Consider the following 14,557-nt stretch of genomic DNA (forward strand, 5'->3'; position numbering starts at 1 on the left):
CTTAAAGAACCAGAGTCACCGAGGTGCCCTGCCTTAAAAAGACTACGACAGGCTCAGGTTAAACAAGTGTTCTTTCAGCCCTGTTACAGTTTTATGGCAGTTCGATGGCAGTCACCACGCCTGGAGAAAACAGACAAAATAAAAAAAGAGCGCCAACATCAGCGCTCCTAAAGTGGGGGGAACTACAAACAGGAACTCAGACAATCAAAGGCGTGAGAAACACAGCCAGTACCACTGCCGTCAACAAGCGCATCACAATGCCCAGAACGGCGGCCAGCATGACTTCTTTTTCATTCAGATCCGAGCATTCAGCCCAGACCACCGGAATCTGCCCAAAGACGGCCGACAGCGGCAATCCCGAAGAAGCCAGCACGAAGGAACCCACCACCAGAGATGGATCCAGTGTGGAAGCCATCGCCTGCAACTTGCCCATTGCCAAGGTGGGGCTGACCAGCATCGCCAGCACGCCGGTTTCAGGGTGAATATTCAGCGCAAGCAAACCGCGTTCAAGTACATCACTGATAGGTGCCCAAATGCCGATATGTTCAAGCAAACCAATGACACAGAACACCAGGGCCACAGCCGGGATCAGGATCAGCAGCAACAATTCCACCCCTTCGCGGGCAGCCTTGAACAGCATGGGCGCAAAATCGATATTCGGCGTGAAACGGGGGGCTGCCAGCAAATCCACCGAACGAACATTGCGGTAGACCAGCCGCGACAGCAATAAGGGGGAGAGCAACAAGGGGCCGAAGATCGCAATCAGCACCACGGCAAAGACATTCACCCCGGCAAAGGTCAAAGCCATCATGCCCAGCATGAACGTGGAGAACGACTGCTGAGACTGCACCATCGTGGCTACCGCAATCTTTTGCTCGTCCTTTGTTGCACCAGCCTGCCGCAACAAAGGCCCCGAAATACGACCAGCGGCGTTGATATCGCCAAAAATGTTGTACACGCTGGGAATAATGACGGCCGGATTGATTCCAATGGCCCGCATCGCCGGCATGAACACTCGCATCATGGCATCGGTAAAACCCAAACGCTCCAGCAAGCGTCCAATGATGACGCTGATAATGACAGCCACCCCAACCTGCCCGGTCAAAAATACATCCACCACCACGGGCTTGACCTTGTTGAGCACCGTATCAAACGCGCCCGACAAGGTAGCGGGAAAGAAAAACAGCGTCAGCATGGCGAGCAGCAGCAAGCCCAGGCCCACCGCCTCGATACGCTCCATGGGCCGACGGCCCGCAGGCGCTACATGCACTACTTTGTCTATTTCTATTGTTTTGTTATCCATGTCTCTCTCCGTTCAGGAAGCTGGACCTACTGGAAGCTCAACACGTTCTTGCCCATCAGGTGGGCGGTCGAAAAATGCTGGGCGTATTCACGCAGGCGGGCCCCACCCACCTGGTGCACAGGCGTAGACGTCACCCGATCACGGAACATGACCACCTCGACGCCATCGAGCAAGGCACTCAAGGCATAGGCCAAGGGCAGGCCATTCTCCAGGATCTCCAGCACGTGGCTATTGCCCACCAGGAAATTCAGACCCAATTCACGAGCACATTCGATAAGCGCATGACCGTCGTAGACCCGGCTGATAGAGGCCAGCACCGTGTCAACGCCCGGGTTCTCGGCCACCGCCTGACGCAGATGGTCAGGGCTGAATCCCGTATGCGGAAAAATGTGCAAAATACGCCCGACGCGACTGTTGCGCTCCCCTAGCCGAATCGCACCACGCGTCAAGGTGCTGGTCTCCAGAATGTTTTCATTGCCCTTGATGCGGCGTTCGGCCTGCAAGACCTGATCCTCCAGATCCAGCCCCATGAAGCCGTCAAGCCGATCCAGCATGTCGCCCAAAGTGCTCACCCCATCCAATGGTTCGCCCACGAACATCACATTGCCATGAATGCCTCCATAGGCAATATCGCTTTTAGCGACTTTGTGGCCATGCAGATACGCGATGCCCGGATGCAAACCATGAAACGCCTCATGACACTCCAGGGCAGCCACCCCATACAGGTCCAGGTAATCCTTCAGGGTCACGCCCCCGCAACTGGCGGCATCCGCGATCGGATGATGCGCAACAATGGCGTCCACCCCGGTTGCGCCCGCCAGCTCAATGCTCAATTCGGACATGGTCATGCACACCGCCACCTTGCGCACTTCCTTGTTAGGGTCCCCATGAATCAAGCCTGGGATTTCCAGTACTTCCTTGCCGTAAATTCCAGAGGACTTCCAGATCACGAAGGGATGGTGGCCGCATTTGACCTCATCCATACAGGACACCATGCGTCCCCCCGTGATTACGTTCAATGCATCCAGCAAATCGGCTACATAGGCCATGATTTTGTCTCCAAATAAAAAGCCGGCCTCGAACCCTGGGGTATCCCAGAGTCCGAGGCCGGCGGTATGCGAGCACTTCCTGTCGGCAACTTCCCCAAGCGGACCTGTCAGGGCCTGGGCTTGGCTCCAGGGCAAATTGCACATCAGGCAATCCACTGCGGACGGAAGGACAACAAGACTGTCTACCAGTCAGCTTCTTTTTATCGGTTCGGAATTCAGGGCAACGGTTCTCACCAATGCCACTGCATTCACACTCCTTTTTGCAACAACACCATGGTGGAAGACAATTGCGCCGCGGCGTCGTAGTCCTTGAATATGGCCACCACATCCAGCCCATATTCGTCCACCAAAACCTGCTTCATCTCCTTTTTGAAGGCCTTGATCAGATACAGATCCGCCAGATCAGCAATATGTGCATTTTCACGGCTCAACGTCTGCAAGGCAGGCTGGCGTTTATGAACCGCCAACATGCTGATCCGATCCTCCAGCACATCAATCTTCAGCGTCACGACACCTGATGCAAAAATACTGCTGTTGATGCGGTTGTAGTCCCGGGTCAGTGCCTGCTTGAATTCGCCTAAAGAAGAAAAGCCTGCCATCCCCATTGCCTACCCCCAACATGCTTGAATTATTGTCGTTTTTCAGTGTGCGGCAAGCGCCTCCTGCGCTGTCTTGCCAAGCTGATGACGGCGATACGCCAATCCAGCGACGGCAATATCTTCAATCGCCACACCCACTGATTTATACACGCAAATTCCCTGTGCGTCGTAGCCTTGTCCCCGGTCTAATTGCAACCAATCGCTTAACTCGCACAACTTGTCCGAAACGCCGCAATTGGACGCGGCCAGAATCAGGTCCCCCGCCTCCGCGAGAGTCTGCTCCCCCCACTCCACCACAATCTTGCCTGCCCGCTGCAGGCAGGCATCATCCAATTCCCGCGCCGTTGGCAAACTGGAGCCAACGGCCGCGACGAAGCAGCCTGGCTTCAGACTGCGTCCATCAAACAAGGGATCGCGACCGCGGCTGGCCGTGACCAGAATATCCGCCTGTGCGGCGATCTCTTCCGCTCGGGCGGCTCGCACAGGCACACCACACTCCAGCTCCAGCTGGTGGCAGCGCTTCTCATCGACATTCGGGCTCCACACCAGCACACGTTGCAAATCAAAGGTCTGGCAAAACTGCAGGGCATGCGCCATCCCCTGGGCACCCAGACCCAGCACTCCCAAGGTTTGCGAATGGGGATTGGCGCCACGCTGTGCTGCCAGTACCGAGCAGGCTGCAGTACGCCATTGCGTGATCGCGCCAGCATCCAAGGTGGCCAAAGCCTGTCCGCTCAGTGCATCAAACAGCACAATGACAAAATTGAATGCGCCATGCACGGTCGTATAAATCTTTGCGCCAGCCACTTGCTGGCCTGGAATGACCGCCCCCAAGGTCGACAAGCGGGTATCGCCCACCTGCGTGCGCACACGACGCTGCTGGGCCGCCTGGCCCTGTCCAAACTCGATGAAAGCCTGCTCCAGCACCTCCTGTACGGCAGGCGCATCAAGCAGCTCGTGTAGTTGCTGATCGGTCAAATGCAGCATGGCCGCTCCTTTTACCAGCTCACCGTAACGTCACCACGAACAAAGGTCTGGCACGCCATACGAAAACCCTCTGCCAGATCCTGCTCGGACAAATGCTTGTGTTCCTTGGCCTTGACCTCATCCGTATTGCTCAGCCCTTCCGTAATTCGGCACTTGCAGGTGCCGCAGATCCCGCCCCCGCATTTGAACGGGATGCCACCGCGCTCGCGGATGGAAACCCGCAGCAAGTTACTGTTCTCGGCGGCAGACACCACCAAATCATTATTCGACGCAAATGTAATCTGAACCATATTCTGCTACCTCAGGATTGCTGCTGTGCCGGGGTCTGTGCCCCTGCCTGGTGACCGTCAAGCTCACACTGACGCAATTCGGCTTGTATGCTGCCAAAGTGCGTCAATCCGGCCAGTTCTTCATAAGCCTGTTCGACTGTTGCAAACTTTTCCATTTGCCGGGTAGGGATGTCATTGATCGTGCCATTTGGAGTCTCTTCCACAATGCGAACGCGCGAGCCTTCCTGAATACGCGCAATGGCAAACACCGCCTTGAAACGACCCTGAAAATGGTATTCATAGGCCGCCACCATTTCCACGCCCACGCCCGGTTCCGTGCGGTATTCCCCTGGCTTGCTGGTCAGCACCACATACATCACTGCACCTCCTGTGTTTCAGCTTGCTCCAGAACGATGTCCTGATTAATCCATAGCTGACAGGCCAGCCGCCAGCCCTGATCGAGTCGCTCGCCCAATTGTTTTTTCTCTTTCCAGTTGGCCGCTGGCAAATGCTCGCCCCCCTCCAGAACACGGCAGGCACACTTAGCGCACTTGCCCATGCCACAACCGTAGGTCAAATGCGGAAAGGGAAATTGCTTGATACCCGCCCGGACCACCAGATTGGTGTTCTCCTGCACCTCACCCACATGCGTCTGGCCGTTTTTATGAAAAGTAATGGTTGGCATGAAACCTCCTGCTGGCTGCCAATAATGCGACCGGATTGCGAGCCCTGACCGCCTGAAAAACCAAAAACGGTATACCAAGATAAAAACCGCAACCTTCAAGCAACAGTTTTTCTTGTTTTTAGACACAAATATCCGTCAATTTGAGTAGAAACCCCTATTGCGGTATACTTAATTCAATTCAAACCCATTAACGAGATCATCATGAAAACCCCCGTCGAACTTCGCTATCTGCAGCGTCCCGTCGGCGAGCAGTTGCTGCCACACTTGGCAAAGCGCAAGCATCTGCGCCGTCGTATCCCGCTCATCAACCTGCCCTCATTAACTGAACTGTTTGGCGGCCGCAAGAAGCGCGACCCCGAAGCCGGTCAGGACCAACTCCCCCACCGAGCCTAGACAAGAGAAGGCTCTGCCGAGCTGGGATCAGACTGAAAGTTGAAGGCGTCGGCATACATGAACTGCTCATTGGCGCCATGCTCCTTGAACAAACCACGGGCCTGCTCAATCATCACGGGCGAGCCACACAAGTAAATGGCATGCTCTGACAGATCAGGTTCATCCCGGCACACCTGTTGCTGCACATAGCCGCGCGCGCCTTGCCAACTCTCGTCAGCATGGGAGAGCACAGGGACAAAACGGAACTCGCACAAGCGCTCAGCCCAAGATGCAATCTCCTGGGCCAGATACAGGTCTTCGGGCCGATTCATTCCCCAATACAGGCTGACAGGCGGGCAATCATCCTTGTCCAGCAAGGACTCCAGAATCGCCTTGATGGGGGCAATGCCAGTTCCGGTTGCCACCATGACCATGGGTCGCCAGTCGCGCTCACGCCAATAGAACACGCCCAAGGGCAGTTCCAGCAGCAGCTCGTCGCCGGCTTTCAGGGTCGGCAAACATACCTGGGTGAAACGCCCACCCTCCACTTCCCGCACATGCAATTCAATGCGCCCCTGTTCGGCATCGGCATTGGCCATGGAAAAACTGCGTGCACGCCCGTCCTCGAACAAGATGTTCAGATACTGACCTGGACGGAACGACACTTGCACGTCCTGCGGCAACTGTAAAATCAGACGCCAGATCCCCTGACATGCCCTTTCCACGCTGTGAACCTGCGCCCGGACTTGCCGGGTTTCAGGCAAGTCATCTCGATGTGCGGCCAGACTGATCTCAATATCGGCATCGAGCCGTGCCTGGCAGGCGGCGGCATGGCCCTGCTCGTGTTCTTCATCAGCAATGCTCATGGGCAGGCAGTCATCCTCATAACAAACCTTCCCACGGGTGACCTGAATGCGGCAGGTCCCGCAGCCACCAAACTCGCAGTCGCTATAAATGCGCACGCCTTGGCGCTGGGCGGCCTGCAAGATGGTCTCTTGCGGTTCTACCCAAAACTGCTCGCCAGTTTCCTTGATATCGACACGATGGGCCATGACCCGTCCTCCTGATGCCACTATTTCTTGATGTCCGCCTGAACCAGCACGTCCAGACCCTCTGCCTTCAAGGCCTCGGCCAAGGCCTGCAAGCCAGCAACACCGGCTGCCGTATCCTGCTCGCCGTTACCACCGCTCAGGCCTATGCCACCAATGACTTCGCCGTTGACCACGATGGGGTAGCCGCCTACAAAAGCAGCAAAGCGACCTTCAAAGCTCAACTGAATCCCGAAGGCTTCGTTACCCGGCAAGGCGGGGCCATTAGGCGGCGTGGTGAACAAATGGGTGGAGCGCTTGTGGCCTGCAGCGGTAAACGCCTTGTTCCAGGCAATCTGGGCGCCGGTAATACGTGCCCCATCCATGCGCTCCATCACGATGGGGTAGCCCCCCTCGTCAACCACGCAAACGGTCTCCAGCACGCCAATCTCCTTGGATTTGGCAATCGCCGCGTCCACCATCAAGCGCGCTTCGCGCTGTTCGAGACGTAGGATCTTTTTCATATGTCTTCTCAGTATTTCGGGTTAATAAAATTCAGATACCGCGATACACGGTCTTGATCTGGGTATAGAACTCCAGGCCCGCCCGGCCCGACTCGCGGAAAGTGGAGGTGCTGGACTGTTTCAGTCCACCAAAGGGAGCATTGATCAAGTTGCCGGTTGTGGTGCGATTGATCTTGACTGTCCCGGCTTCAATGTCATTGGCAAAGCGATGCGCATATTCAGCACTGCGCGTCACAATGGCGGCAGACAAGCCGTATTCGGTGTCATTGGCCATGGCCAGTGCCTGCTCGTAGGAATCGATTTCCAGCAAGGCAATCACCGGGCCAAAAATCTCTTCGCGGGCAATACGCATTTGCTGGGTCACGTCTGTGAACAAAGCCGGACGCATGAACAGGCCCCGTGCGTAGTCACCTTCAGTCAAACGTTCGCCGCCCAGTAAATGGGTGGCTTCCTGCTTGCCGATGGCCACATATTCCAGAATGCTTTCCAACTGGCTTTCGGTGGCAATCGGGCCCAGATCGGGGTTGCCATTCAAACCATTACCCACGCTCAAAGCGCTGACTTTCTCTACCAGGCGCCGCGTGAATTCTTCTTTGACCTGACGATGCACCAGCACGCGGCTGGTTCCCGTGCAGGCCTGGCCGCTCAAGGAGAATCCGCCTTGAACCACCAGTTTGACGGCCAGATCCAGGTCGGCGTCTTCCATGACAATTAAGGGGTTTTTGCCACCCAGCTCCATTTGAGTCCGGGTGCTCATGCGGGCCTGACGACAAATGTCTTCACCCGCCTGGGTCGAGCCAGTAAACGAAATAGCGCGTACCTGAGGAGATTGCACCAGCGTGGGCCCCACTTCACTGGCCCTGCCATGCACCAGATTCAGCACACCCGCCGGAATCCCGGCTTGCGCAAAGGCTTCGCACAGGTAATAGCCCGTCAAAGGTGTGTCGGATGAAGGTTTGAACACGACGGTATTACCGGTGATCAAGGCGGGGGCAATTTTGCGTGCCGGGATGGAGATAGGGAAATTCCAGGGCGCAATCACGGACACCACGCCCAATGGTTCACGCTGGGTGTACACCAGTTGCTGCGCATCATCCTGGGGGAAGGTCTCGCCGGTATAGGTCTGGCCTTCAACCGCATAAAAACGCAAGGTCTGGGCCGAGCGCCCGACTTCCATCTTGCTTTGCGCCAGCGTTTTGCCCTCTTCTCGCGTCAGGCCCTGAGCGATACGGTCCACATTGGCATCAAGCCAGGCTGCCGCCGCATTCAGCACACGAGCTCGAGCGGAGATAGGCGTGGCTCGCCATCCTGCAAAGGCAGCCTGAGCAGCTGCAACAGCCGCCTTTGCGTCCTCAGCCGTGGACAATGGGAAAGCCCCCACTACATCATCACGATCGGCCGGATTCAGATTGGGCTGCGTACGCCCGCTCTGGCTGGGCAGCCACTGCCCATCAATGTAATTGTCGAAAACGACGTCCTTGAGATTGTCCACCGCTGTACTTCCTTGTTTCTAGGTCGGCGGGCAGCCCATCTGCCCGCTCGGCTGTCTGGCTCAGGCTGCTTCCAGCTGCAGTTCTTGCAGGCTGATTTCGTCTCTGACGTAATCGTTGTACAAGGAGGTGGTATACAGTAGACGCATCTCGGCACCAATTTCGCAGATACGCAGACAACGCTGTTGCAGCTCTACGGTATTGGCATGCTCAAGAACGATCTGGTAGCCGCGCTCGCCATGAATCTCGTCGGACACGATATGCAGATCGAAAAACTCCACTTCTTCATCGGTGAAGCCGTATTTTTCACGCAGGGTTGGTGTCTGCTTGCGGTAAATGGAGGGCACCTGAGACTCCAGGCCCACGACTAGCCCTGCAACGGCAACAACGGGGTCTTCACGCATGGCAATGGCGTAACACCAGGCCTGCAAGGCGCGGGTGGTGGCATTCATATTGTCAGGATCTTCGATCCGAGCCCGTGTCGTGCCACACGCTTCGCCAAAGCGGATCAACAGGTCTGTGTGACGGTCACCCCCAATTTCCTCTTCATACATATTGGCCAGCAAGAAGTCTTTGGCTTCTACGTATTCGGCGGGGGTGCGGGCATACAGATAGCCCAGGTAGTCAGCAAAAGGGCCGACATAGTGGTAGTGGTTTTCAGCCCAGCGAGCCAGATGCTCACGGCTTAATTTGCCGCTGGCCCAGGCAATGCTGAAAGGGGAAGTATTGGCACTTTTCCCTTTAATGGCGGTTTCCAATGCGGTGCGAAATTCATCGCGATTCAGCAGTTTTTCCATGACTGTTTCCTTGTTGAAAGACGTCGCCCTGACAGCAGCCGACGAAAGATGAGGTTTGGATTATTTAAGTATATTGTATACCGTCTACTATTTTAGAAAGTAGGGAATAACCCTGCCCGATTATCAGGCCAGCGCCACGCAACCATCCTTACGAGGGTCAGAAACAGCCTGCAAACGGCCGTCTGCCAAGCGCTCAACCGCCTGAGCCCCGCCAAAGTCGCTGCGGCCAGCCAGTTCGCCTACGCCTTTATCAGGCGGCACATACCCGTGCTCACGCAAAAAAGCTGTACGGTTCGCATCAAAACCGTCCTCCAGGGCCAGACGCCCGGCCCCTTCCAGACGCCAGCGCGGTTCAAACATCGCTTTATCCAAAGGCCAGCCATCGCGCAAAACACGGGTCCATATCTGTATCTGCCCTTGGGGTTGCATCAAGCCGCCCACCACGCCCAGTCCCATATGGAACTGGCCGGACTTCAAGGCCAAAGACGGGACCACCGTGTGATAGGGCCGTTTGCCCGGCCCCGGGCCATTCACATGCCCTGGCTCGGAGAAACCGAACCCCCGGTTTTGCAGCACAAACCCACAGCCGGGCACGGCATAGCCTGACCCAAACCGTTTGAAGATGCTGGACATGAACGTAACCGCCAACCCGTCTGCATCGACCACAACCGTGCAGACCGTATTGCCTGCCGGATCACACACGACCCGTGAAGCCTGAACCATCGCCGCTTCGGTCGCCTTGACCAGTTCCAGCTCCGCCGCATCCTGGTCAACCGGGCGTTTCCAGGCACTTTGCACGGCGTCCAGGACTGCCACCCCATGCGTGTTGGGGGGACATTCATAGAGACTGAACTCCCCCAGCGATGCGCTGACAGGCTCGCAAAAGAACCCTTTATGGCGGCGAAAGTCCTCAGCCCTCAACAGCCCCTGTACCTGCTCCATTGCCTGCTCTGCCTGCTGCGCGGGACGCCCCAGATAGAAGGCATCGGGGCCTTGCGTGGCGATGTCCTGCAAGACAGCTGCCAGTTCTGGGTTCAGGTATTGCTCCCCCGCCTTGGGAGGCTTGCCCGCCCTATAAAGGGCGGCACACACGGGATCGCGGTGCAGTACAAAATCAAAAATTTGCCATTCACGCGCCGCCACCGGCGCTACCGCAAAACCTTCCCGCGCTGCCTGAATGGCAGGCTGAAACAAGCAGGCCCAGTCCAGACGGCCATAGCGCTGGTGCATATCCCACCACCCTCGCACCAGGCCAGGCGTGGTAATGGACAACACATGACGCTCCGGAATTCGTCCCCCAGGCAAAGCCTGAACATGCTCAGCCTTCAACAGCAGGGGCGCCGCTCCGCTGCCGTTATAAGCCACTGGCATACTGTCGGGCGATGCAATCATGGCCAACAGATCGCCACCAATGCCTGTCGCCATAGGTTCGACAACCCCCATGACAGCATCGGCAGCAATAGCCGCATCCACTGCACTACCCTTGAGTTCCAGCATGGCCTGCGCGGCCCGCACCGCCAAGGGGTGCCCGGCAGCAACGGCCCAATGTTTCCCCAAGCCCTGCTTTTCACCGGCGCGATAGGCTGTCGTACTCATATCGCTCATCCGAACACCAGCACAGCGCAAATTGTTGACAGGGCCATCCCCGCCAGCACAGGAACCGTCAGGGCTCGCACCAGATCCAGCACATGCACTCGGGCAAAGCCCGCCACGGCAATCAATGAAGACCAGGCAATCAAAGTGCCACCGCCCGTCCAGATAGCACCGATCTGTCCTACCGCAGCCAAGGTTTCAACCTCCAGCCCGGATACCGGGCTCAAGGCCGAGGCCAGGGTTCCTGTCAATGGCAGGCCCGAGAAGCCCGAGCCATCAATGCCCGAGATCATGCCCACCAACAGAACACCAAAAGCCACCAGAAAATGATTGTCCGGAATCAGATGCTGCCCCGCCGAGATCAGCTCGAACAGCAGACTGGGTGTTTGTTCCAGTGGGGTGCCCAAAATGGCAGACGTTGCTTCACTGGCGCCCAGGAAGAAGAAACCGGCAATGGGCAGCACCGAACCCATGGCGCGAAAGGCGAATACAAAACCATCGGTCATATGATCCGGGCAGGTGTCCAGCATGCGGCGCGGCCCTTCTGCCATACAGGTGGCAATCATCATCAACACAAAGGCCACGCCCCCTACCAAACCGGCGGCGTCGCCACCCCGCAGGACAGGCAAGGACGGGATAAAGCGGGGCAACAGCATGATGCCAATCACCGCCAGAAACGCCAGTGGCGTAATCCAGGCCAGAATGCGCGAATAGCGCTCTTCCTTGGGGCTCAGGCCGGGATGCACCGTGTGTTCATTACCCGCCGTGCCACGAGCAATCTCAGCCTTGTCATACGTGCCTTGGGATTCCACTTCATCCAGGGTGCTATCCGGCGCCTGGCGCATCCAGGCATCCAGCAAACGGCTATCTGCCGGTTTGAAATAGCGGCGCATCAGCAAAAATGTCAACGTCAGCGCAACGCCACCGGTAATCCAGGAAAGCACCAGCGCACGATCCGCCAGCACGGCAACATCGGCTCCGACACCGGCTGCCTTGGCGCTGATGCCAGGAGCAACGCCAATGATGTAGTCGGACGATAGCGCCATGCCCTGCCCACAGATGGCGATAGCCATCGCCCCGACCAGGGGAGGCAAGCCAGCCGCAATCGCCGCCGGCAGCAAAATGGCCGACACCAGAGGTACAGCGGGTGTGGGCCAGAAGAACAGGGAAATAAAGTAGGTAGCCGCCGCAATCATCAGAAAGGACGAGGCACTATTGACCATGACCTTGCGGAAGGGGGCCACCATCTTCACATCGGCCTCCAGCCTCTTTAACGAGTTCAGCAGGGCAGTCATGAACGTGATTACCAGGAAAATATTGAACAGTTCCTGGGCCGCCACAAAGCTGGCTGAAAAAATACTGATGAAGCCTTGGATAGGGCTGCCAGTCATGGCGGTGACGACCGCCAAGGTGCCAATAACCGATGGCACCACCACATTGGCCCGGAAAATCATCGTAATGATGATGACCAGAACGCTGATCAAATAAGCCCAGTGCGCCGCACTGAGCACCACGTCGCTTTGCATGTATCCCCCTTCCTTCTCTTTTTTCTGAATATAGAGCACATCTGAAACGGTATACTATCTTCAATTGTGATTTCGAATCAGAAAAAACTATCAAAAACTGGGGAAAACTCTAAGAGTTTTATGTTTGAAACACTTAGATTGAATACCTTATACAAATGAAGAGGAAACTATGGCGGCTTTGATTGATCTGGTGGACCCGCTCTCCTGGCTGCTCATGGCCTTGCTGGTTGTGTTGGCCGCCTTTTTGCAAGGCGTTGGCGGAGTTGGGTTTGCAATGCTGGTCGCGCCGATTGCCGCCTTGATATTTCCGCAGTTGGTTCCAGGCCCTCTACTGGCCTTGGGTGGCAGCGTCTCTTTGCTGGCGGCCTTGCGAGAGCGTCAACATATCGTGCCCGATGTGGTTGTCTGTGCACTGGGTGGCCGTGCCACCGGATCGATCATTGCCATACTGGCCATGACACAACTACCCATAGAGGCGGTGAATCTGGGTTTTGCCCTGGCCATTCTGGCCGCAGTCGCACTGAGTGCCTGGGGCTTGCGCATCCTGCCTTCCAAACGAAACATGATCCTGGCGGGCATTGCCTCGGGCATTATGGGAACCCTGACCTCGGTAGGCGCTCCCGCTCTGGCAATTGCCATGCAAAATCTGGCTCCTGCACAACTACGCGCCTCATTGGGTCTTATTCTGTTTTTAGGGGCAAGCCTGTCCTTGATCCTGCTTATGGTGGCTGGCCTGTTCTCCTGGCAACAGGCAATGCTCAGCATTGTGCTCTACCCCTTCATGCTGCTGGGCTTCGCCTTATCAGGACGATGGCGTCATAAAGTCAGCATGCCGCTAATGCGTAGACTGCTATTGGGGATTTGTTCGCTAAGCGCCGTGGTCTTGATCGCCCGCAGCGTGTGATGAGGATGCTTAGGCCGCAAACTGTATACCATATTCAGAAAAATGCGCTCACACCGTATAATCGTGGCTGGCCCTTTTGCCCAATTGCACAGGTCGCACCATGAATATCCCCAGTTTCAGCCTTCCCAACACCCTTTCCGGCGCGGAAAGCCGTCGCTTGGGCGATCAACATGCGTCATTGTTTGCGGTTATCCGTGACCAATTGCGCGAGCGCATCTTGAGCGGAGAATTTCATCCGGGGGATCGCCTTGTAGAAGGTAAATTGGCTAGCGAACTGGGCGTCTCGCGTATTCCGGTACGGGAAGCCCTGCGCGAGCTGGCCTCAGAAGGTCTGGTCACGATCGAACCACGACGTGGGGCCTCAGTGGCTATCCTGTCGACCGAGATTGCCTACAACATGGCTGAAGTGCGCGCCACGCTCGAAGGATTGAATGCAAAACTGGCCGCCCAACGCCGGGACCCAGCCAATATCGAAAAGCTGCAAACCATTCTGAGCCAGGGCCATGAAGCCATGGATGCCGGCAATCTGGATTTGCTCAAATCCCTGAACCGCCAGTTTCATGAAACCCTGGCCACCATGTCGGGCAATATTGTTCTGACCGAGCTCATGCGCTCCCTGCGTGACCGCACCGCCCTGTTATTTGCGCCCAGCAATTTGCAGCGCATCCGCCAAAACTGGGAAGATCACTCCCAGATCCTCAATGCGGTTGTGGCCGGTAATGGTGATCTGGCCAACCTGCTGGCCACCCAACACGTGCACAATGCAGCCAAAGCCTATCAGGACGCCCAGAACGGCGAGAAAACCTGATCAGGCCGGGCGGCCTGCTCTCAAGGCCGCCTCAAATACCCTCCAGACCGATGCCAGACGCCGCTGGTATTTGTGCGCACCACCAAACAGAAGCTCGCTTTGCAGACTGTCGATCAAGGCCATGTACGTCATGGCCAGGGTCTCCACGCTCAAACCTGTTTCCGATTTGGCCAAAGCGGACTGTGCCAAGGCTTGATGGATGATGCGTTCCAGATCGTCCATGAACACATGCATGGGCTGCATCACCACATCGTACAAATGCACAGGCGGCGCAAACAAGGTGCGAATCCAGAAGCGTACTTGATGTGATTGCTCAAAGCGCTCCTGTATCCCTTCCAGATACGCTCGCAACTGCTCCTTGATGTCATCGCCTCCCTGCAGAACTTGACGGGCGTGGTTCAGCTCATCGTCCACAATCTTCGGAATCAGGTTCAGAAACAGCTCGTCCTTGTTGCGGAAATGGGCGTAGACCGAGGGCTTCTTGATGCCGACATCAGCGGCAATCTCGTTCATGGTGGTGGCATCAAAGCCCTGAACAGCAAAGCGCGCCAACGCGGCATCCTGCAGTTTTTCAGTCGTGGTTTTGCTCACAGTCCAACAGCTCTCAGTCAAAGGCCAATGAT

General features: G+C 56.6%; 17 protein-coding genes. 3 read left to right on the forward strand and 14 right to left on the reverse strand.

Annotated elements, in window-relative coordinates:
* Nucleotides 1-196: 196 nt before the first annotated feature.
* From ACLPGZ_RS15845 to ACLPGZ_RS15875, 7 genes are all read right to left on the reverse strand, one after another.
* A complete protein-coding gene (locus ACLPGZ_RS15845; RefSeq protein WP_035274771.1) occupies nucleotides 197-1,303 on the reverse strand; it encodes a hypothetical protein in 1,107 nt (368 codons plus the stop codon).
* 26 nt (nucleotides 1,304-1,329) lie between these two features.
* A complete protein-coding gene (locus ACLPGZ_RS15850) occupies nucleotides 1,330-2,352 on the reverse strand; it encodes a Nif3-like dinuclear metal center hexameric protein (protein ID WP_026483541.1) in 1,023 nt (340 codons plus the stop codon).
* A gap of 248 nt (nucleotides 2,353-2,600) precedes the next feature.
* Complete coding sequence (locus ACLPGZ_RS15855; protein ID WP_035269656.1) at nucleotides 2,601-2,951, reverse strand: hypothetical protein; 351 nt, start codon at nucleotides 2,949-2,951, stop codon at nucleotides 2,601-2,603.
* A 42-nt stretch (nucleotides 2,952-2,993) separates the two neighbouring features.
* Nucleotides 2,994-3,938: an ornithine cyclodeaminase family protein gene (locus tag ACLPGZ_RS15860; RefSeq protein ID WP_239054880.1), complete on the reverse strand. Its 945-nt coding sequence runs from the start codon at nucleotides 3,936-3,938 to the stop codon at nucleotides 2,994-2,996.
* A gap of 11 nt (nucleotides 3,939-3,949) precedes the next feature.
* Nucleotides 3,950-4,228, reverse strand: coding sequence for a 2Fe-2S iron-sulfur cluster-binding protein (locus ACLPGZ_RS15865; protein WP_009457378.1), 279 nt, complete (start codon nucleotides 4,226-4,228; stop codon nucleotides 3,950-3,952).
* Between the two features lie 11 nt (nucleotides 4,229-4,239).
* Nucleotides 4,240-4,584, reverse strand: a complete 345-nt coding sequence (locus ACLPGZ_RS15870) for a ferredoxin (protein WP_088451752.1) — start codon at nucleotides 4,582-4,584, stop codon at nucleotides 4,240-4,242.
* Nucleotides 4,584-4,892, reverse strand: coding sequence for a 2Fe-2S iron-sulfur cluster-binding protein (locus ACLPGZ_RS15875; RefSeq protein WP_009457376.1), 309 nt, complete (start codon nucleotides 4,890-4,892; stop codon nucleotides 4,584-4,586). The genes ACLPGZ_RS15870 and ACLPGZ_RS15875 overlap by 1 nt, the downstream gene beginning before the upstream one ends.
* Nucleotides 4,893-5,093: 201 nt before the next feature.
* On the opposite strand from ACLPGZ_RS15875, the gene ACLPGZ_RS15880 reads away from it, so the two are divergent.
* Nucleotides 5,094-5,285: a hypothetical protein gene (locus tag ACLPGZ_RS15880; RefSeq protein WP_105630127.1), complete on the forward strand. Its 192-nt coding sequence runs from the start codon at nucleotides 5,094-5,096 to the stop codon at nucleotides 5,283-5,285.
* Here ACLPGZ_RS15880 and ACLPGZ_RS15885 read toward each other — a convergent pair.
* The 6 genes from ACLPGZ_RS15885 to ACLPGZ_RS15910 all read right to left on the reverse strand — a co-directional run bounded on the left by ACLPGZ_RS15885 (nucleotide 5,282) and on the right by ACLPGZ_RS15910 (nucleotide 12,222).
* Nucleotides 5,282-6,316 (reverse strand): 2Fe-2S iron-sulfur cluster-binding protein, encoded by a 1,035-nt coding sequence (locus ACLPGZ_RS15885; protein ID WP_239054881.1) that lies wholly within the window; start codon nucleotides 6,314-6,316, stop codon nucleotides 5,282-5,284. The two genes, ACLPGZ_RS15880 and ACLPGZ_RS15885, sit on opposite strands and share 4 nt — an antisense overlap.
* Before the next feature lie 20 nt (nucleotides 6,317-6,336).
* Nucleotides 6,337-6,816, reverse strand: a complete 480-nt coding sequence (locus ACLPGZ_RS15890; protein ID WP_022983673.1) for a GlcG/HbpS family heme-binding protein — start codon at nucleotides 6,814-6,816, stop codon at nucleotides 6,337-6,339.
* A gap of 31 nt (nucleotides 6,817-6,847) precedes the next feature.
* Nucleotides 6,848-8,308, reverse strand: coding sequence for an aldehyde dehydrogenase family protein (locus ACLPGZ_RS15895; RefSeq protein WP_035269645.1), 1,461 nt, complete (start codon nucleotides 8,306-8,308; stop codon nucleotides 6,848-6,850).
* A gap of 60 nt (nucleotides 8,309-8,368) precedes the next feature.
* Nucleotides 8,369-9,103 carry a TenA family transcriptional regulator gene (locus ACLPGZ_RS15900; protein WP_239054882.1) on the reverse strand — a complete coding sequence of 245 codons (735 nt, stop codon included), beginning with the start codon at nucleotides 9,101-9,103 and terminating at the stop codon, nucleotides 8,369-8,371.
* Between the two features lie 123 nt (nucleotides 9,104-9,226).
* Nucleotides 9,227-10,699 (reverse strand): gamma-glutamyltransferase family protein, encoded by a 1,473-nt coding sequence (locus ACLPGZ_RS15905; protein WP_239054883.1) that lies wholly within the window; start codon nucleotides 10,697-10,699, stop codon nucleotides 9,227-9,229.
* Nucleotides 10,700-10,704: 5 nt separating this feature from the next.
* The gene (locus ACLPGZ_RS15910) at nucleotides 10,705-12,222 is read right to left on the reverse strand and encodes a hypothetical protein (RefSeq protein WP_009461936.1); all 1,518 of its coding nucleotides are present in this window, start codon (nucleotides 12,220-12,222) and stop codon (nucleotides 10,705-10,707) included.
* A 169-nt stretch (nucleotides 12,223-12,391) separates the two neighbouring features.
* Here ACLPGZ_RS15910 and ACLPGZ_RS15915 point away from each other — a divergent pair, with 169 nt between their 5' ends.
* Together ACLPGZ_RS15915 and ACLPGZ_RS15920 are read left to right on the forward strand one after the other, a co-directional pair.
* The gene (locus ACLPGZ_RS15915) at nucleotides 12,392-13,126 is read left to right on the forward strand and encodes a sulfite exporter TauE/SafE family protein (RefSeq protein WP_035269638.1); all 735 of its coding nucleotides are present in this window, start codon (nucleotides 12,392-12,394) and stop codon (nucleotides 13,124-13,126) included.
* Nucleotides 13,127-13,226: 100 nt separating this feature from the next.
* Nucleotides 13,227-13,934 (forward strand): GntR family transcriptional regulator, encoded by a 708-nt coding sequence (locus ACLPGZ_RS15920; protein ID WP_009461948.1) that lies wholly within the window; start codon nucleotides 13,227-13,229, stop codon nucleotides 13,932-13,934.
* Here the strand turns inward: ACLPGZ_RS15920 and ACLPGZ_RS15925 are convergent, their stop codons facing one another.
* Nucleotides 13,935-14,525 carry a TetR/AcrR family transcriptional regulator gene (locus tag ACLPGZ_RS15925; protein WP_226349680.1) on the reverse strand — a complete coding sequence of 197 codons (591 nt, stop codon included), beginning with the start codon at nucleotides 14,523-14,525 and terminating at the stop codon, nucleotides 13,935-13,937.
* Between the last annotated feature and the right edge of the window lie 32 nt (nucleotides 14,526-14,557).

The organism is Alcaligenes sp. Me129 (assembly GCF_050487245.1).
Classification (GTDB): domain Bacteria; phylum Pseudomonadota; class Gammaproteobacteria; order Burkholderiales; family Burkholderiaceae_B; genus Alcaligenes; species Alcaligenes phenolicus.